General features: G+C 71.1%; 17 protein-coding genes and 2 riboswitches. Of the genes, 11 read left to right on the top strand and 6 right to left on the bottom strand.

The genetic code is table 11. The features are described 5' to 3' along the window. Window positions 1–87 precede the first annotated feature (87 nt). A complete protein-coding gene (locus tag ACIBST_RS38565; protein ID WP_397178508.1) occupies window positions 88–771 on the top strand; it encodes a DoxX family protein in 684 nt (227 codons plus the stop codon). A gap of 3 nt (window positions 772–774) precedes the next feature. On the opposite strand, the gene ACIBST_RS38570 is transcribed toward ACIBST_RS38565, so the two are convergent. Next, window positions 775–2064, bottom strand: a complete 1290-nt coding sequence (locus ACIBST_RS38570; RefSeq protein ID WP_397178509.1) for an aminotransferase class V-fold PLP-dependent enzyme — start codon at window positions 2062–2064, stop codon at window positions 775–777. A 46-nt stretch (window positions 2065–2110) separates the two neighbouring features. Further along, a riboswitch (SAM riboswitch) is annotated at window positions 2111–2226 on the bottom strand. 75 nt (window positions 2227–2301) lie between these two features. Here ACIBST_RS38570 and ACIBST_RS38575 point away from each other — a divergent pair. Continuing rightward, on the top strand, window positions 2302–3501 hold the full coding sequence (locus ACIBST_RS38575; protein ID WP_397178510.1) for a cytochrome P450: 1200 nt from the start codon (window positions 2302–2304) through the stop codon (window positions 3499–3501). Here ACIBST_RS38575 and ACIBST_RS38580 read toward each other — a convergent pair. Beyond that, a complete protein-coding gene (locus tag ACIBST_RS38580; RefSeq protein WP_397178511.1) occupies window positions 3485–4447 on the bottom strand; it encodes an SAM-dependent methyltransferase in 963 nt (320 codons plus the stop codon). The two genes, ACIBST_RS38575 and ACIBST_RS38580, sit on opposite strands and share 17 nt — an antisense overlap. Before the next feature lie 194 nt (window positions 4448–4641). On the opposite strand from ACIBST_RS38580, the gene ACIBST_RS38585 reads away from it, so the two are divergent. From ACIBST_RS38585 to ACIBST_RS38605, 5 genes are all read left to right on the top strand, one after another. Further along, complete coding sequence (locus ACIBST_RS38585) at window positions 4642–4866, top strand: chaplin family protein (protein ID WP_352358570.1); 225 nt, start codon at window positions 4642–4644, stop codon at window positions 4864–4866. A 334-nt stretch (window positions 4867–5200) separates the two neighbouring features. Further along, the gene (locus ACIBST_RS38590) at window positions 5201–6091 is read left to right on the top strand and encodes a DUF2520 domain-containing protein (protein WP_352318630.1); all 891 of its coding nucleotides are present in this window, start codon (window positions 5201–5203) and stop codon (window positions 6089–6091) included. 22 nt (window positions 6092–6113) lie between these two features. Further along, window positions 6114–6947, top strand: coding sequence for a pantoate--beta-alanine ligase (gene panC / locus ACIBST_RS38595; protein WP_397178512.1), 834 nt, complete (start codon window positions 6114–6116; stop codon window positions 6945–6947). 84 nt (window positions 6948–7031) lie between these two features. Then, window positions 7032–9557, top strand: a complete 2526-nt coding sequence (locus tag ACIBST_RS38600; RefSeq protein WP_397178513.1) for an L-aspartate oxidase — start codon at window positions 7032–7034, stop codon at window positions 9555–9557. A gap of 3 nt (window positions 9558–9560) precedes the next feature. After that, complete coding sequence (locus ACIBST_RS38605; protein WP_397178514.1) at window positions 9561–10343, top strand: type III pantothenate kinase; 783 nt, start codon at window positions 9561–9563, stop codon at window positions 10341–10343. 65 nt (window positions 10344–10408) lie between these two features. Here the strand turns inward: ACIBST_RS38605 and ACIBST_RS38610 are convergent, their stop codons facing one another. After that, a complete protein-coding gene (locus ACIBST_RS38610) occupies window positions 10409–10885 on the bottom strand; it encodes a hypothetical protein (protein WP_352318638.1) in 477 nt (158 codons plus the stop codon). Between the two features lie 148 nt (window positions 10886–11033). Between ACIBST_RS38610 and lysX the strand changes: the two genes are divergently transcribed. Further along, the gene (gene lysX, locus ACIBST_RS38615) at window positions 11034–12515 is read left to right on the top strand and encodes a bifunctional lysylphosphatidylglycerol synthetase/lysine--tRNA ligase LysX (RefSeq protein ID WP_397178515.1); all 1482 of its coding nucleotides are present in this window, start codon (window positions 11034–11036) and stop codon (window positions 12513–12515) included. 71 nt (window positions 12516–12586) lie between these two features. Here the strand turns inward: lysX and ACIBST_RS38620 are convergent, their stop codons facing one another. After that, on the bottom strand, window positions 12587–13516 hold the full coding sequence (locus ACIBST_RS38620; protein ID WP_397178516.1) for an NADP-dependent oxidoreductase: 930 nt from the start codon (window positions 13514–13516) through the stop codon (window positions 12587–12589). 79 nt (window positions 13517–13595) lie between these two features. Here ACIBST_RS38620 and ACIBST_RS38625 point away from each other — a divergent pair, with 79 nt between their 5' ends. Beyond that, window positions 13596–13994 (top strand): winged helix-turn-helix transcriptional regulator, encoded by a 399-nt coding sequence (locus ACIBST_RS38625; protein ID WP_397178517.1) that lies wholly within the window; start codon window positions 13596–13598, stop codon window positions 13992–13994. Here the strand turns inward: ACIBST_RS38625 and ACIBST_RS38630 are convergent. Then, on the bottom strand, window positions 13984–15087 hold the full coding sequence (locus ACIBST_RS38630; protein ID WP_397178518.1) for a cytochrome P450: 1104 nt from the start codon (window positions 15085–15087) through the stop codon (window positions 13984–13986). The two genes, ACIBST_RS38625 and ACIBST_RS38630, sit on opposite strands and share 11 nt — an antisense overlap. A gap of 276 nt (window positions 15088–15363) precedes the next feature. On the opposite strand from ACIBST_RS38630, the gene ACIBST_RS38635 reads away from it, so the two are divergent. After that, window positions 15364–15576, top strand: a complete 213-nt coding sequence (locus ACIBST_RS38635) for a LuxR C-terminal-related transcriptional regulator (protein ID WP_132597751.1) — start codon at window positions 15364–15366, stop codon at window positions 15574–15576. 116 nt (window positions 15577–15692) lie between these two features. Here the strand turns inward: ACIBST_RS38635 and ACIBST_RS38640 are convergent, their stop codons facing one another. After that, entirely contained in the window at window positions 15693–16736 is a 1044-nt protein-coding gene (locus ACIBST_RS38640; protein ID WP_397178519.1) for an NlpC/P60 family protein, read from the bottom strand. 6 nt (window positions 16737–16742) lie between these two features. Then, a riboswitch (cyclic di-AMP (ydaO/yuaA leader) is annotated at window positions 16743–16894 on the bottom strand. Between the two features lie 287 nt (window positions 16895–17181). On the opposite strand from ACIBST_RS38640, the gene ACIBST_RS38645 reads away from it, so the two are divergent. Beyond that, entirely contained in the window at window positions 17182–17751 is a 570-nt protein-coding gene (locus ACIBST_RS38645; protein ID WP_397178520.1) for an amino-acid N-acetyltransferase, read from the top strand. The last annotated feature ends 6 nt before the right edge of the window (window positions 17752–17757 follow it).

Genomic DNA, 17757 nt, shown 5'->3' on the forward strand with positions numbered 1-17757 from the left:
GCGTGGGGGATGGTCAAGGAATCGTATGGCAACGCATCCCGAAGCCAGACATGGGGATCAATACCGGGAACGGGGGGAGAAAGCACTGTGAAGAGAGTCCTGTTTGATGTGGCGGCCCTGATCTCCCGGGTGGTACTCGGTGTGATCTTCGTGGCGCACGGCTGGCAGAAGTGGCAGGGCGGGCTCGGTGCCGCGGCGGGGCAGTTCCGCGAGATGGGCGTGCCCATGCCCGAGTTGTCGGCCGGATTCGCCGCCATCGTCGAACTGGTCGGCGGCGCCCTGTTGATCCTCGGCCTGCTGGTCCGGCCGGTGGCGTTGCTGCTGCTCATCGACATGATCGGCGCGATCGTCTTCGTGCACGCGGGCCACGGGGTGTTGTCGCAGACCGGGGGATGGGAGCTGCCGGGCGCGCTCGGGGCGCTGTCCCTGATGCTCGCCGCGCTGGGCGGCGGCCGCATCGGCCTCGACGGCATCTTCCACTCGACGTACCGCCGCCGCAGGGAACGCCAGATCGCCGAGGACGACCTCGCCGCGCACCGGCCGGCCCGCCGCGCCGAGCCGACGACGGTCGTCACCGAGGGGCCGGTCGCGCAGACCGGGCCCGAGGGCGGCCCGACGACGCCGGCCCGGCCCGCAGGCGAGGCCGAGCAGCCCAATGTGCCGCGGCAGCCCAACGCGCCGCGTCCCGGGCACCTCAACGACGAGGACATGCGGGACATCGACGCCCTGGTGTCCGACGAGCCGCACCAGCAGAAGCCGCCCAACCGCTGAGCCTCAGCGGCTGACCAGGTCGCGCAGGGCCTCGATCAGGCGGTCGACGTGCTCCTGCGTGCTGCCGATGCCGATGGAGGCGCGCACCGCCGAGGCGGTGCCGTCCTCGCAGCCCCCGTCCGAGGTGCCCAGCAGGTGCCGGACGAACGGGTGCGCGCAGAACTTCCCGTCCCGCACGCCGATGCCGTACTCGCCGGACAGCGCCTCGGCCACCTCCCGGGCCGAGTAGCCGTCCACGACGAACGACACGATCCCCACCCGCGGGTGGTCCTCGCCCCACAACGACAGCTCGCGCACCCCGTCGATCGAGGCCAGACCGGTGCGCAGCCGGGCGATCAGGCGCTCCTCCTCGCGCACCAGCTCCGTCCACCCCGTGGCGGTGAGCGCGTCGCAGGCGGCGGCCAGGGCGATGGCGCCGAGCACGTTGGGGGTGCCGGCCTCGTGGCGGGGCTCGGGGTCGTCGTGCCACTCGGTGGCCTCGCCCACCGAGCGCACCGCGCCGCCGCCCTTCAGGTACGGCTCGCCCGTCGCCAGCCAGTCACGGCGTCCGATCAGCACGCCGGCGCCGAAGGGCGCGTACAGCTTGTGGCCGGAGAAGGCGACGTAGTCCAGGTCGAGCGCGGTCAGGTTGAGCCTGCGGTGCGGGACGAGCTGGGCCGCGTCCACCAGGATCCGGGCGCCGTGCCGGTGGGCGATGTGGGCGAGGGCGGCGATGGGCCACAGCTCGCCGGTGACGTTGGAGGCGGCGGTGACCACGAGCAGCTTGGGGCCCTCGATCCCGGCCAGCGCCTCGTCGGCGGCGCGGACGGCCGCGCCGGGGAAGGCGGGCGGCGCCAGGCGCACGGACCGCTCCCAGGGCAGCAGCGAGGCGTGGTGCTCGGAGTCGAAGACGACGACGGTCGTGCCCTCGGGCAGGCAGCCGGCCAGCAGGTTGGTGGCGTCGGTGGTGTTGCGGGTGAAGATGACGGCGTCGTCCGGGCGGGCGCCGACGAAGGCCCGGACCGTGTGGCGGGCCTGCTCGTAGCGGGCGGTGGTGAGCTGGGAGGCGTAGCCCGCGCCGCGGTGGACGCTGGAGTAGGCCGGGAGCGCGGCGGCGACGGCGGCGCTGACCGGCTCAAGACAGGGCGCGCTGGCCGCGTAGTCGAGGTTGGCGTAGCTCACCAGCCGGCCGCCCTTGACCGGCACTTCGAGGTCGGCGCCGAGCACGGCGGGGATCGCCCGCCCGGAGTCGGCGGCGGGGGCCTCGGCGGCGGCCTGGGCGGGGACGGAGTTGAAGATCGTCAGAGTGGACACGGCACAGCTCCTCACGGGTCGGTCGGACCCCTGGAAGCAGCCACGGAGCCCGCGCTTGCCCGCCACACCTCGTGACGGACCAGGTCTTCACCCGGGGCACCCCGCCGCGGACGCGAGGGTTGCCGGCCAGCTAGCCGGGGCTTGTCGCTGGCACTCATGACCTACGACGGCACTATAACCGACACCCGGGCATGATTCGCAAGCTCAGCAGGTCAACCCGTCTCATAAGATGAAATAGTGCGCTTTGATCCCTGGAATCCGGATTTCGTCGTCGACCCCTATCCGGCGTACGACGAGCTGAGGCGCGAGGCGCCCGTCCGCTACTTCGAGCCGTCCAACCAGTGGCTGATCTCCCGGCACGCCGACGTGAACGCGCTGCTCCGGGACCGGCGGCTGGGCCGCGACTACACCCACGTCGCCACGCACGAGGAGTTCGGCCGGCAGCCCGCGCCGGAGTTCCAGGAAGCCTTCTGGCGGGTCAGCAGGAACGGCATGCTGGAGGTCGAGCCACCGGACCACACGAGGCTGCGCCGGCTGGTGTCCAAGGCGTTCACGCCGCGCATGGTCGAGTCGCTGCGCCCGCGCGTCCGGGCCATCGCCGAGGGCCTGATCGACGCCTACGTCGAGAAGGGCGGCGGCGACCTGATCGCCGAGGTCGCCGAGCCGCTGCCGGTCACCGTCATCGCCGAGATGCTCGGCGTGCCCGAGCAGGACCGTCACCTGCTGCGCCCGTGGTCGGCCGACATGTGCGGCATGTACGAGCTCAACCCCAGCCTGGAGACCCAGCACCAGGCGGTCCGCGCGGCCGAGGAGTTCGAGTCCTACCTCAAGGACCTGGCCCGCGACCGGCTCGCGAACCCCGGCGAGGACCTGGTCAGCGCCCTGGCCGCGATCCCCGAGCTGACCCTCGACGAGCTGGCCGGCACCTGCGTGCTGCTGCTCAACGCCGGCCACGAGGCCACGGTCAACGTCACCGGCAACGGCTGGCGGGCCCTGCTGAAGAACCCCGGGGAGCTGGCCCGGCTGCGCGCCGACCGTTCGCTGCTGCCGACCGCCATCGAGGAGCTGCTGCGCTACGACACCCCGCTGCAGCTCTTCGAGCGCTGGGTGCTGGAGGACATCGAGGTGCACGGCGTGCGGATCCCGCGCGGCTCGGAGGTCGCCTGCCTGTTCGGCTCGGCCAACAGGGACCCCGAGGTGTTCGAGGACCCGGACCGGCTCGACCTGGGCCGTCCGGACAACCCGCACATCTCCTTCGGCGCCGGCATCCACTTCTGCCTGGGCGCGCCGCTGGCCAGGATCGAACTGACGGAGTCGTTCACCGCCCTGCTGGACCGGGTCGGGACGATCGAGCTGCGCGCCGAGCCGGTCTACAAGCCGGGCTTCGTCATCCGCGGCCTGCGCTCGCTCGACCTCGACGTCACCGGCTCTGGCTGAGCCAGCCGAACCCGCCGAGCCCGGCCGGATCGATCAGCTCGCCCTCCTCCGACGCTCTCGACAACGCGCGCACGTAGCCGCGCGGATCGGTGCGGGCGAGCTCGACCGGCGGCCGGGCGCCGGTGAGGCCCAGCGCCCGCAACATGTCACGCTGTGTGGACAAGGTTGTGGATATCGCGCCGGCCCGCCGCCCGGCCTCGGCGCACGCGTCGAGCGCGACGTGGGCGGTGATGTCGCAGGTCCCGTCGGGGACGGGGGCGACGACCGCGCCATCGCGGTAACCGGTCAGCGTGCCACAGAGCGGTCGGTTATCCACAGGGTGTGCATAATCCACGGCTATCGCCCGGCCGCGGGCGAGGCGTACCAGAACGGAGGCCCAGGCGTCGTCACGGGGACGGCCGATCTCGGCGCGGGTGCCCACGTGCGGCAGCGGCCACCAGCGCTCGAGCCACTCGCGGTCGGCGGGCCGCAGCGGGCCGCCGAGGCGCTCCTCCCCGGTACGGGTGTTGACCATGACCAGGCGCGGGCCGCCGGAGGTCTGCTCGGCCACGTCGAGCGGGATGTTGTCGAGCCACTCGTTGGCCACGGCCAGGCCGGTGATGCTGGACGGCAGGCAGCGGCGCCACTCGACCTCGTCGGGCAGGCCCGGGGGCCTGGGCGACAGGTCGACGCACGTGACCCGGAGCCGGTCGCGCAGAGCGGGCTCGGCCAGGTCGAGGACGCGGCGGACCAGCACCCCCTCACCCGAGCCGATGTCGACCAGGTCGAGCCACTCGGGTGAGCCGAGGTCGTCGTCGACCTCCGCCAGCAGGGTCAGGATCGCCTCGGCAAACACCGCCGAGGCCCCGACCGAGGTGCGGAAGTGGCGCGAAGGGCGTTCGCGGAGGTAGAAACCCTCCTCGCCGTAGAGCGCGCGCTCGGTCGCTGCGCGCCAGGTGAGCCACATGACGCTGACTATCTCATGACTCCGGCTCTCACCACGCTAAGTCATTGATTGACTACACTTGGTCGCTACATTGCGCTAACGTTTACGTACTGTCACCGAGCGACTGCGTTTCGCCCATCCGCGGTAAGCGGCGAGCCGGATCGCTCCACCAAAGCATTGCGGCCGCAACGGCCGCATACTGAGAGGAGCCCCCCGTGAAGAAGACTCTGGTCATGGCAGGTGCCATTGCCCTGCTGGCGCTGGCGGCCCCCGCGTACGCCGACGACGTCACCCACGGCAACAACGGCATCCTGAGCGGCAGCCCGATCCACCTCCCCATCACCGCCGTCGTGCCCGTCTGCGGCAACAACATCGGCATCCAGGCCGTGCCGATCAACGGCTGCCAGGGGAGCCCCAACACCGCGGTCTACAGCCGCTGAGGCAGGGAGAGCCCGGACCGCTCGCGCGCGGTCCGGGCTCTGATCCCGGCCGGTCAGTCGGCGGATGACCGGTCAGTGCACCTCCAAGAGGTCGCATCCAGGCGGGCGTCGGGTTGTCAGGACCCGGCGCCCGTCGTCGTGCGTGGACCCCTCTCCTCATCTCTTTCGACAGGGGGTGCACGATTCGTATGCCCCTGTCGCATTTGTCGTTAACTCAACGGTCGGTAAAGCGGCGGACATGCCTGACCGCGTTCCTCGGCCCGCGACATGTGCGGCGCCGCCCGCCGGTTACGCTGGTCGGCAGTGCCATCACGGTCGACAGGGGTGAGACGTCATGGACGCAGGTGATCGCCCGGCACGGCTGACCGTCGGCGTGCTCGGCGCTGGCAAGGTCGGCTCCGCGCTCGGCGCCGCGCTGGCGCAGGCGGGCCACCGGATCGTGGCCGCGAGCGGGGTCTCCGACAGGTCGCGAAGGTGGGCCGCCGACCGGCTCGGGGTGGAGCTGACGCGGCCCGACGAGGTGGTGGCCGCCGCCCAGCTCATCCTGCTGACCGTCCCCGACGACGCGCTGCCCGACCTCGTGGCCGGCCTGGCCCGTACGGGCGCCGACCTCCAGGGCAAGCTGCTCGTCCACACCAGCGGCGCGTACGGCCTGTCGGTGCTCGAACCCGCAGCCGGCGTGGGCGCGCTGCCGCTCGCGCTCCACCCGGTCATGACCTTCACCGGCCGCGACGACGACCTCAACAAGATCACCGGCATCTCGTTCGGCGTCACCGCCCCCGACCTGCTGCGGCCGGTCGCCGAGGCGCTGGTGATCGAGATGGGCGGCGAGCCGGTCTGGATCGCCGAGAGCGACCGCGCGCTCTACCACGCGGCCCTGGCCAACGCCGCCAACCACATGGTCACGCTCATCGCCGAGTCCGAGGAGCTGCTCGGGCGCATCGGCGTCGAGCACCCGGGCCGGATGCTGGGCCCGCTGCTCGGCGCGGCGCTCGACAACGTGCTGCGGCTGGGCATCGCCGGGCTGACCGGGCCGGTCGTCCGCGGCGACGCCGGCACGGTGCGCAAACACGTCGACGCGCTGATCCTGGCCGCCCCGGAGGCCGCCGACGCCTACATCGCGCTGGCCCGGCTCACCGCCGACCGGGCGCTGGCCGCGGGGCTGCTCAAACCGGAGGAGGCGGAGCGGCTGCTCGACGCGCTTGGGGGCAATATATGGACCTGACCGTCGGGTGTGGAGGGCAGCAATGGATCTGATCGTGGCCGGCAACCGGGACGACCTGGCGAAGGCGCGCGGCACGGGCCGGGTGGCGCTGGTCCCGACCATGGGGGCGCTGCACGAGGGCCACCGGTCGCTGATCAGGGCCGCCCGCGTGCGCGCCGACCAGGTCGTCGTCAGCATCTTCGTCAACCCGCTGCAATTCGGTCCTAACGAGGATTTTTCCCGCTATCCCCGTACGTTCGACGCCGACCTCGACGTGTGCCGGGAGGAGGACGTGCACGTCGTGTTCGCGCCCTCGCCCGAGGACATGTACCGCCCCGACCGGCAGGTGAGCGTCTGCGCGGGCGAGATGGGCTCGATCGTCGAGGGCGCCTCCAGGCCTGGCCACTTCGACGGCGTGCTGACGGTGGTGCTCAAGCTGTTCAACCTGGTCCGTCCCGACGTGGCGATCTTCGGCCAGAAGGACGCCCAGCAGCTCGCCGTCATCCGCCGCATGGTGGCCGACCTCGACCTGGCCGTCGAGATCGTCGGCGCGCCCACCGTGCGCGAGCCCGACGGCCTGGCCCTGTCCAGCCGCAACCGTTACCTGTCGGCGCGCGACCGCACGGTGGCGCTGGCCCTGTCCCGCGCCCTGCGGGCGGGCGCGGCCGAGCTCACCGCCGGCGCGATCCGCTCCACCGCCCGCGCGGTGCTCGACGAGGCCGGGCCCGACCTCGACCTCGACTACCTGGCGCTGGTCGATCCGGCGACGTTCAAGGAGGTCGACGACTCCTACCAGGGCTCGGCCGTGCTCGCCGTGGCGGCCCGGGTGGGCGGCACCCGGCTGATCGACAACGTCGTGCTGAGCCTTCGTCACTGATCCGTAGGGCGCCCCCGGGGCATGTCCATGCCGCTGGAGGCGTTATCGTCATAGTGACGAAATCGCCTCAGTGAGGAGACCCCCATGAGTGCACCGGCGATTCCCCGGCGTCTGACGGCCCCCGAACCCGGCTGGACGGTCGAGGCGGACGTGGTCGTCGTCGGCTCCGGCGTCGCGGGCCTGACCGTGGCGCTGCGTCATGCCGAGCTGGATCCCGCGGCCAAGGTCCTGGTCGTCACCAAGGACGTGCTGTCCGCCGGGTCCACCAAGTTGGCCCAGGGGGGCATCGCCGCCGTGCTCGACCCGCGCGACACCCCCGAGGAGCACCTGAGCGACACGTTGCTCGCCGGGGTCGGGCTGTGCGACACCAGGGCCGTACGAACCCTGGTGACCGAGGGGCCGGGCGCGCTGCGGCGGCTCATGGAGCGCGGCGCCCGGTTCGACCGCACCCCCGACGGCGAGCTCCAGCTCACCAGGGAGGGCGGCCACCGGCGTCACCGGATCGTGCACGCCGGCGGCGACGCCACGGGCGCCGAGGTGCAGCGGGCGCTGGTCGAGGCGGTGCGCGCCGGCTCGATCGAGGTGATCGAGCACGCGCTCGTGCTCGACCTGCTCAAGGACGCCCGCGGCCGGGCCAGGGGAGTGACCCTGCACGTCATGGGCGAGGGCGCCCGTGACGGCGTCGGGGCGGTCCTGGCGCGGGCGGTCGTGCTGGCCACCGGCGGCATGGGCCAGGTCTACGCCGCGACCACCAACCCGGTCGTGTCCACCGGCGACGGCGTGGCGCTCGCGCTCAGGGCGGGGGCGGTCGTGCGCGACATCGAGTTCGTGCAGTTCCACCCGACCGTGCTGTGGCTGGGGGAGGGCTCGACCGGCCAGCAGCCGCTGATCTCCGAGGCGGTCAGGGGCGAGGGCGCCTTCCTCGTCGACCACGAGGGCAACCGGTTCATGCAGGGCGTGCACGAGCTGGCCGACCTGGCCCCGCGCGACATCGTGGCCAAGGCGATCACCAGGACCATGCGCGAGAGCGGCCGCGACCACGTCTTCCTCGACGGCCGCCACTTCGGCAGGGACAAGTGGGAGAGCCGCTTCCCCACCATCTACGCCGTCTGCCGGGAGCACGGCATCGACCCGGTCACCGAGCCGATCCCCGTCTCCCCGGCCGCCCACTACGCCAGCGGCGGCGTCCGCGCCGACCTGTCCGGCCGCACCTCGATCGAGGGTCTGTACGCCTGCGGCGAGGTGGCCTGCACCGGCGTCCACGGCGCCAACCGGCTGGCGTCGAACTCGCTCCTTGAGGGCCTGGTCTTCGCCGAGCGCATCGCCGAGGACATCCACCGGACGCGTCCCGAGCCGGGCGAGCCGGTCGCCGGGCGGGCCGCGACGGGCCTGGTGGACCCCAGGGCCAGGCCCAGGATCCAGGCGCACATGAGCGCCGGCGCCGGGGTGCTGCGCAGCCGCGCCTCGCTGCAGGCCACGTCGAAGGCGCTGCGCGACGCGCTCTGGACGCCGGTCGAGGTGCCCGTCTGCACCGAGTCGTGGGAGGCGAGCAACCTCCTCACCGTCGCCGCCGTCCTGACCGGCGTGGCGGCGGCCAGGCTGGAGACGCGCGGCTCCCACTGGCGCGAGGACCACGAGAGCCGCGACGACAATGAGTGGCTGGGCCACCTGGACGTGACCCTGACCGAGGAGGGCCTTCGCATGACGTACACCCCGCACGGCGAGGCGATGCCGCCGCGGCTGGCGCAGGAGCTGACCGCCGCCGGGCTCGACCCGGCCGAGGTCGACGCGCTGATCGACCGCGCGCTCGAAGAGGATCTGCAGGAGGCGGGCGACGTGACCAGCCTGGCCACGATCCCGGCCGAGCAGCGTTCGGCCGCCGACGTGGTGGCCCGCAAGGACGGCGTGGTGGCCGGGCTGGCCGTGGCCGAGGCGGTCTTCCTGCGGCTGGGCGCCGCTCGCGCCGAGCGGCGGGCCAAGGACGGCGAGCGGGTGGCGGCCGGCGACGTGCTGATGACGGTCGAGGGCCCGACGCGGGCCGTGCTGACCGCCGAGCGCACCGCGCTCAACCTGCTCACTCACCTGTCCGGGGTGGCCACGCTGACCGCCAGGTGGGTGGCCGCGATCGAGGGCACGCGCGCGCGGGTGCGCGACAGCCGCAAGACCCTGCCGGGTCTGCGGTCCCTGGAGAAGTACGCCGTGCGCTGCGGCGGCGGCGTCAACCACCGCATGTCGCTGTCGGACGCGGCCCTGATCAAGGACAACCACGTGGTGGCGGCCGGCGGCGTGGCCGAGGCGTACCGCGCGGTGCGGGAGCGTTTTCCCGAGGTGCCGATCGAGGTCGAGATCGACCGGCTCGACCAGCTGGAGCCCCTGCTGGACGAGGGCGCCGAGGAGATCCTGCTGGACAACTTCACGGTCGAGGACACCGTACATGCCGTACAAATCGTGAAAAGTCGGGCGAAAAACAGGGTTGCGCTTGAAGCGAGTGGGGGATTGACCTTGGAATCGGCTCGTGATGTGGCTGAAACTGGCGTTGACTACCTTGCGGTGGGAGCGCTCACCCACTCGGCGCCGGCCCTGGACATCGCACTGGATTTGCGGGGGTAATTGATGCTGCTCACGATCGACGTCGGCAACACGCACACGGTGCTGGGGCTGTTCGAGGGCGAGGACGTCATCGAGCACTGGAGGCTGGCCACCGACGCCCGCCGCACCGCCGACGAGATCGCCGTCGTGCTCCAGGGGCTGCTGGCCCAGTCACCCCTGCTCAAGGGCGCCGACATCAGCGGCATCGCCATCTGCTCGACCGTGCCGAGCGTGCTCAACGAGATGCGGGAGATGTGCCGTCGCTACTACGGCGACGTCACCGCCGTGATCGTGGAGCCCGGCGTGCGCACGGGCGTGCCGGTGCGCATGGACAACCCCAAAGAGGTGGGCAGCGACCGCATCGTGAACGCCCTGGCCGCCATCGACCAGTACGGCGGCCCGTGCATCATCGTCGACTTCGGCACCGCCACCTCCTTCGACGCGGTGTCGGCCAAGGGCGAGTACGTCGGGGCGGTCACCGCCCCCGGCATCGAGATCTCGGTCGACGCCCTGGCCGCCGCCGGCGCCCAGTTGCACAAGGTCGAGCTGGTCAGGCCGCGCTCGGTGATCGCCAAGAACACGGTCGAGGCGCTGCAGGCCGGCATCATCTACGGCTTCGCCGGCCAGGTCGACGGCATCGTCGAGCGCATGGCCGCCGAGCTGGCCGAGGACCCCGACGAGGTGACCGTCGTGGCGACCGGCGGCCACGCCGCGCTGGTGGTCGGCGAGTCCCGCTCGATCGACGTGCACGAGCCGTGGCTGACCCTCATCGGCCTGCGCCTGATTTATCACCGCAATACCGCTTAGAACGTGACAAGCGGCCCCCGCTCGGAAAGGGGGCCGCCTGTCGATCGTGGTGTCGCCGGCGAGGGTCACTCGTTCTCGGCGCTGTAGAGCTCGCTCCAGGGGCCGCACTTGGTGGCGAAGGTGCCCTGCTCGGGAACCTGGCAGACCTTGGCCCGCAGGGTGAAGACGTCGTTCTCCTCGAAGTGGAACTTCTTGTAGCCGGGGAAGCCGCAGTACTTCCTGGTGTAGACCGTGGACCAGTCGCCGTCGGAGTCCTCGGCCTGGAACTTCACGTACGCGCACTTGCCGCCCTCGTCGTAGTCGCGGTTGTCCAGGTCGTACAGCCGGCCGGTGACGTGGACCTCGTTGGAGTCCTCCTCGTCCCACTCGACGCTGACGTGACCCTGGGCCTTCGCCAGGTGGTACTTGGCGTACACCGGGCCCCAGTAGTCGGAGTAGTCGTCGAAGTCGGCGGTGGTGGCGCTGGCGGCCGAAGGAAGCGACAGGGCCACGGCGCTGGTGGCGGCGATGGCGAGGATGCCCGTCGCGATCTTCTTCATCATGATCTCTCCCGGAGCTCCCCCCGGGCCGGCTCCTTGCCGGCTCCCTCCGGAGCTCGTGAGTCATTGGTACAAAAGGGTCCTTGCAGCGCCCCTGCAGGGAACCGTCACGAGCGCTTGCAGTTCGCCGTATCCCCTACGCTTTGTTGTTGTGAGCGAGGAACTTCCAGAGCAGATGCGCATCCGGAGGGAAAAGCTCGACCGCCTCCGCAGCGAGGGCGTCGACCCTTACCCGGTGAACTTCCCACGCACGGCGACCAACGCCGAGGTCAGGGAGAAACACCAGGGCCTGGAGCCCGACACCGCCACCGGTGAGACGGTCGGGGTAGCGGGCCGCGTCATGCTCAACCGCGTGGGCGGCAAGCTCTGCTTCGCCACGCTCCGCGACGGCGGCGCCGACCTGCAGGTCATGATCTCGCTCGACAAGGTCGGCGAGGAGTCGCTGGCGGCCTGGAAGCGCGACGTCGACCTGGGCGACCACGTCGGCGTGACCGGCGAGGTCATCACCTCCCGCCGCGGCGAGCTGTCGATCCTCGCCGACAGCTGGCAGATCACCGCCAAGTGCCTGCGCCCGCTGCCGGAGAAGCACGTCGGCCTCACCGACCCCGAGGCGCGGGTGCGCCAGCGCTACGTCGACCTCATCGTCAACGACGAGGCCAGGAAGATGGCGCGGGTGCGCAGCGCGACCGTGCGCGCGGTGCGCGACTTCTGGCACGAGGAGGGCTACCTCGAGGTCGAGACCCCGATGCTGCAGCCCATCCACGGCGGCGCGACGGCCCGGCCGTTCAAGACCCACATCAACGCCTACGACATGGAGCTCTACCTTCGCATCGCGATCGAGCTCTACCTCAAGCGGCTGGTGGTCGGCGGCGTCGAGAAGGTCTTCGAGATCAACCGCAACTTCCGCAACGAGGGCGCCGACTCCACGCACAACCCCGAGTTCACCATGCTCGAGGCCTACGGCACCTACCTCGACTACAACGACATCGCCGACCTGACCCAGCGCATGTACCAGAAGGCCGTCGTGGCCGCCCTGGACACCACCGTGGTCGTGCACGACGGCGTCGAGATCGACCTCGGCATGGAGAAGTGGCCGCGGATCCGGCTCTACGACCTGGTGTCCGACGCCGTGGGCGAGGAGATCACCACCGAGACCACCCTTGAGGAGCTGCGGAAGATCGCCGACCGCCGCGAGGTCCACTGGGACGCCAAGTGGGGGTCGGGCAAGCTCGTCCAGGAGCTCTTCGAGGCGCTGGTCGAGCACACGCTCGTGCAGCCGACGTTCGTCATGGACTACCCGCTGGAGACCTCGCCGCTGGCCCGCCTCCACCGCGACAACCCGCTGCTGACCGAGAAGTGGGACCTGATCGGGTTCGGCACCGAGCTCGGCACCGGCTACTCCGAGCTCAACGACCCGATCGACCAGCGTCACCGGCTGGTGGAGCAGTCGCTGCTGGCCGCGGGCGGCGACCTTGAGGCGATGCAGCTCGACGAGGACTTCCTGCAGGCCCTTGAGTACGCGATGCCGCCCACGGGTGGCATGGGCGCCGGCATCGACCGGATGATCATGGCCTTCACCGGCAAGAACATCCGCGAGACCATCCTGTTCCCGCTGGTCAAGCCCACCCACTGAGCCGCGGTCCGGCGTCCCGCGCAGGCACGGGACGCCGGTCCGAGCAATCGGGGCGGTCAGGGCGTTCGCGGTCAGGGCACCAGCACGAGCCGTCCGCGCAGGCCGCCCTCCGCCAGGCGGGCGTGGGCGTCGGCGGCCTTCTCCAGCGGGTACGTCCCGGCCACCCGTAGCGTCAGCCGTCCGGCCTCGACCAGGCGGACCAGCTCCGCGAGCTGCCGGGCGTCCGGGCGGAACAGCACGGTGGCCACGTCCGTCCCGCGCAGCGCCACCGGCGCGACCCCCGAGGCGAGCGCCACGAACGCGCCGCCGTCCCGTACGGCGTCGAGCGCGGGCAGGCCCAGCACGGCCGCGTCCACCACGGCGTCCACGCCGCCGGGCACCCGCGCCCGTACGGCCTCGGCCAGGTCCTCCTCGCGGGGGACGAACGACTCCGCCCCGAAGCCGCGCACCAGCTCCTCGTCCGCGGCGCCGGCGGCGGCCACCACCCTGACGCCGCGCACGGCGGCCAGCTCCACCAGGTAGCCTCCGACGGCCCCCGCCGCCCCCGTGACCAGCAGCGTGCCGCCCGGCCCGACGCCGGTGCGGTCGAGCGCCTGCCAGGCGGTGAGCCCGTTCAGCGGCAGCGTGGCCGCCTGGACGGGGCTCACGTCGCGCGGGGCGCGGGCCACCGCCGAGGCGTCCAGCACGACGTACTCGGCCTGCGCCTTGTACGGCAGCTCCAGCCGCGCGCTGAGCCCCACCACCTCCTCTCCCACGCCGAAGGAGGCGCCCGGGCCGACCTGGTCCACGGTCCCCGCGGCGTCGAAGCCGATCCCGTACGAGTCGAGCTTCCTGGCCAGCCCGTACGAGACCAGGGCCCCGGACGCCACGGCCAGGTCGAAGGGGTTGACCCCGGCCGCGGCCACCTTGACCCGCACCTGGCCGGGCCCCGCCGTCGGCAGCGGCGCGGACACCAGCCGGGGAGCGCCGGAGCCGCCGATGAGTGCACGCATGTTCGTCATGCCGGCGAGCCTAGGAAGAGCTACTCTCTTTCAGTAAGTAGGCACCTGGAAGTGCGTAACACACAGCGAGGAGTGAGACGTGGCGACCACGACGGCGGCGCAGCGGCGTGACCAGGCGAGAGTCGCCTTCGACGCCTACTTCGCCGAATGCCCATCCCGCAAGCTGCTCGACCGGCTCAGCGACAAATGGGTCACGCTGGTGCTCAGCGCGCTGGCCTCCGGCGAGCGCCGCTACAGCGACCTGGCCAGGCACATCGCGGGGGTCAGCCAGAAGATGCTCACCCAGACGCTGCGCGGCCTGGAGCGCGACGGCCTGGTGGCACGCCGGATCACGCCGCAGGTGCCGGTGCGCGTCGACTACGCGCTCACCCCGCTGGGCCAGAGCCTGATGCCGCTGGTCACCGCCATCAAGGCGTGGGCCGAGCAGCACATCGAGGACGTCGAGGCCGCCCGCGAACGCTACGACGCTACCGCCTGAGCCGCACCGGCAGCCGGGCCAGCCCGCGCAGCACCACGTTCTCCTTGTACGGCGGCTCCGGATCGGCGGCCTCCATCTTCGGCGCCGCCGCGGCCAGCGCCGACAGCGCGATCTCGCCCTCCATCCTGGCCAGCGTCGCCCCCAGGCAGAAGTGCAGGCCGAGCCCGAAGGCCAGGTGCCGGCCGGGCTCGCGACCGGGGTCGAACCGGTCGGGATCGGCGAACGCGGCCGGGTCGCGATTGGCCGCGCCGATCGGCACGAGCACGGCCGAGCCCGCGGGCACCGGCGTCCCGCCCAGCTCGCGGTCCTCCAGCGCGATCCTGGAGGTGAGCTGGACCGGCGGATCGAAGCGCAGCACCTCCTCCACCACCTCCCTCGGCCGCTCGGCGGCGCGGTGCAGCAGGCCGTGCCGCAGCAGGTTCAGCACGCCGTTCGCGATGAGGTTGACGGTGGTCTCATGGCCGGCCACGAGCAGCAGCACGCAGGTCGCCAGCAACTCGGCCTCGGTGAGCTCCCCGACGTGTGCGAGGGCGCTCAGGATGTCCTCGCCGGGACGCTCGCGCCGCAGCGCGATCAGGCGGCGGAAGTAGTCGCGGAACTCGTTCCTGGAACGCTCCGTTTCCGACATGAGGGCATCTGTCAGCATCGGGTCAAGTCCGCGGGCAAGGGCCTCGCTCCATCCGCGGAAGCGGTCGTGGTCCTCCGGCGGCACCCCGAGCATCTCGCTGATCACCATGACCGGCAGCGGGTACGCGAAGCCGGAAATCAGCTCCGCCTCCTCCGGCAGCCGCCCGATCAGGTCGGCGGTGATCGCCTCGATCCGCGGCCTGAGGCGGCCCACCATGCGCGGCGTGAACGCGCGGCTGACCAGAGCGCGCAACCGGGTGTGATCGGGCGGGTCCATGAGCAGGAACGACCTGCCGGGCTGACCTGCCTCTTCCTGCGCGGGCGGGGACGTTCCGTGACCGAACCCGGGGTCGCGCAGCACGGCCGCGCACAGCTCGTACGTGGTCACGACGAGCAGCCCGCCGCGCGTTCTGAAGATCGGCCCGGCGGCTCGCAGCTCGCGATATCGGACGTACGGATCGCGCACAAATTGCGGATCCGAGGGATCAAAACCCAGCACGTCGGTGGCGCTCATCGGAGGTGGAACCGGGCCGCCGAATTGATCGTTTGGACCGTTCATAGCGGACCACGGCGTGCCAACATATGCGGAGTACGTCACATATAAGCGATCATGTCAATAGCACTGGTCAAGGGCGCCGATTGTTGCGCTTGACGACCTTTCCGCGATGCGTTTACCTTCACCGAGACGAGCGGCTTGCTTCGCCTGAAAGGTCCGAGTTCTGCTGTTGGGGGAGGGCTCCCGGTGGATGTGCTCACAGAAGGCGTTGAGCTGAGCCACGCGGATTTGGCGTTACTGGCCGAGCTGGCCAGGGGGGTGACCGTCGATCGGGTCGGCAGGCGGCTGGATATCAGCGGACGGACCGTACGACGCAGGCTGAGGGGCATCTGCGACCGCATCGGCGTGGCCACGGCGATCGAGGCCGTGGCGTGGGCGGCCCGCCGCCAGCTCATCTGACGGCGCTCATCGGAACGGCGCTCGGCGAGGGGGCGCTGGACGAAGGGCCGCTGGGTGGAGGGCCGCTGGACGAAGCGGCCCTGGACGAAGTGGCGCTGGGTGAAGGGGCGCGCTGGTCAGTCCGCGATGCGCACGCCGCCGGCGAACGGCCGTCCGCCGATCGGGGCGACCCGCACGACGTCACCCGTACGCGGGGCGTGGACCATCATGCCGCCGCCGATGTAGATGCCGACGTGGTGCAGGTCGCTGTAGAAGAACACCAGGTCGCCGGGGCGAAGCTGGTCGCGGCTGACGTGCGTGCCGGCCGTCCACTGGTCGCCGGTGTAGTGGGGGAGCGAGATGCCCACGCGCTGGTAGGCGGCCATCACCAGGCCGGAGCAGTCGTAGGAGCGCGGCCCTTCGGCGCCCCACACGTACGGCTTGAGCTGCTGGGTGAGGGCCCACTTGACCGCCTGGGCCGCCTTGCCGTCGCCGATGACCGGCAGGTTGACGCGTACGGCCCGGGTGCCGGGACGGCCCGCCTCGCCGACGGCCCGCCGGTAGAGGTTGCTCTCGACCTTGGTGACCAGCTTGGTGATCTTCGAGCGCTTGCTCTCCAGATCGGTGACGATCTTCTGCACCTCGGCGATGCGGGTCTTGGCGCCGGCCCTGGCCCGCTCGGCGGCCTCCATGGCCCTGGCGAGCTGGTTGACCTCCTCGCCCTGCTGCTGTTCGAGCGCGTACGTGGTCGCGGCCCGGTCGAGGAAGGTCTCGGGGTCGCCGGACTGGGCGAAGGCCAGGGCCTTGTCCAGGCCGCCGGTGATGTAGGCGTTCTGGGCGAGCAGCGAGGCCCTGGCGCGCCTGGCGGCCAGGTCGGACTCGCTGGTGGCCAGGATCTTCTGGGCGGAGTCGTTGGCCTTCTGGGCGGCCTTCAGCCGTTCGCGCTGCTCGTTGTACTGCTCGGCCAGCGTCTCGATCTCTTCGTGCAGCTTCTCCACCTGGTCGGAGAGCTCGGAGAGCGACGGCTTCGGGTCGGCGGCGGCGGAACCGACGGGGACGGCGAACAGCATCGCGGCGACGGTGACGCCGATGACGCCGAGGCGGCGTGCGCGCCTGGCCTGCTCCAGGGGGCGGGCGTGCCTGCCCCCGGACGTCCCCGAGCGGTCGAACGTCCGCTTCACCAACCGAGCTCCTCTCATCGACGCCGGCCGGGTTAGCTGACGGGTTCGGGCCGGAGCAGCCCTACCGAGATGGTCGGATTCACCCCAAGTGGTGGCGCCAGGTGCTCGCCGCCGTTGGTTCCCCGGCTTCCCTTGCGGGAATTGGGCGTGTCTTTCCGCGCGCATTACGCGGAGAACATCGTCGCTGGACACTAATGCACTCCGGGTTCACGCTCAACCGGAACTGCCGAGTCTGTAGAGGTTTCACAACTGAAGGGTCACAAGGTGATCTCGTGGGTAGCCGTACGGAAGCGGGCTTCTGCACCTTTTGTCCAGCATTCGGGGTGCTGAGGTCTGGAGGAAAGCTCCAAGTCGGCTCGTGTTCACCTGACCACGGGATGTGATGAGATGCCCGAGACGTGGGATTTAGGGCCGAGCCGTAATGAGATCTGTACTCTGGAGAGCCATGGAGCAGGTGGCCGAAGTGGCAGTCCCCGAGACCGCGGTCGTGGTCAGGCGTGCGCGCACGCCCGACGTGCGTGCGATCAGGCGTCTCGTGGACACCTACGCGGGCGCGGGGCCGCGGCTCCTGGAGAAGGCCACGGTCACGCTGTACGAGGACGTCCAGGAGTTCTGGGTGGCCGAGCGGAGCGGGGAGGTCGTCGGCTGCGGCGCGCTCCATGTGCTCTGGGAGGACCTCGCCGAGGTCCGTACGGTGGCCGTCGATCCCGCGTGCCGGGGGCTGGGGGTCGGGCGGCGGATCGTCTCGGCACTCGTCCGGCAGGCGAAGGATCTGGGGCTGCGGCGTGTATTCTGTCTGACTTTTGAGGTCGACTTCTTCGCGAGGCACGGTTTCCGTCCCATCCAGGGCACACCGGTCTCACCCGAGGTCTACGCCGAGTTGCTGGCCTCGTACGACGAGGGTGTGGCGGAGTTCCTTGATCTGGAACACGTCAAACCGAACACCCTTGGCAACACCCGCATGCTGCTGCATCTGACATCGGGTGACGCGGACCTTGACCCCTTGGAAAGGTGATTGTTG

Origin of the sequence: Nonomuraea sp. NPDC049684, assembly GCF_044465345.1 — a bacterium.
GTDB lineage: Bacteria > Actinomycetota > Actinomycetes > Streptosporangiales > Streptosporangiaceae > Nonomuraea.

Excerpts from the sequence above, each read along its gene's own strand:
- ACIBST_RS38580 (WP_397178511.1), bottom strand. The coding sequence starts at position 4,447 with ATGTGGCTCACCTGGCGCGCAGCGACCGAGCGCGCGCTCTACGGCGAG.
- ACIBST_RS38590 (WP_352318630.1), top strand. The coding sequence starts at position 5,201 with ATGGACGCAGGTGATCGCCCGGCACGGCTGACCGTCGGCGTGCTCGGC.
- panC (WP_397178512.1), top strand. The coding sequence starts at position 6,114 with ATGGATCTGATCGTGGCCGGCAACCGGGACGACCTGGCGAAGGCGCGC.
- ACIBST_RS38600 (WP_397178513.1), top strand. The coding sequence starts at position 7,032 with ATGAGTGCACCGGCGATTCCCCGGCGTCTGACGGCCCCCGAACCCGGC.
- ACIBST_RS38605 (WP_397178514.1), top strand. The coding sequence starts at position 9,561 with ATGCTGCTCACGATCGACGTCGGCAACACGCACACGGTGCTGGGGCTG.
- ACIBST_RS38610 (WP_352318638.1), bottom strand. The coding sequence starts at position 10,885 with ATGATGAAGAAGATCGCGACGGGCATCCTCGCCATCGCCGCCACCAGC.
- ACIBST_RS38620 (WP_397178516.1), bottom strand. The coding sequence starts at position 13,516 with ATGACGAACATGCGTGCACTCATCGGCGGCTCCGGCGCTCCCCGGCTG.
- ACIBST_RS38645 (WP_397178520.1), top strand. The coding sequence starts at position 17,182 with ATGGAGCAGGTGGCCGAAGTGGCAGTCCCCGAGACCGCGGTCGTGGTC.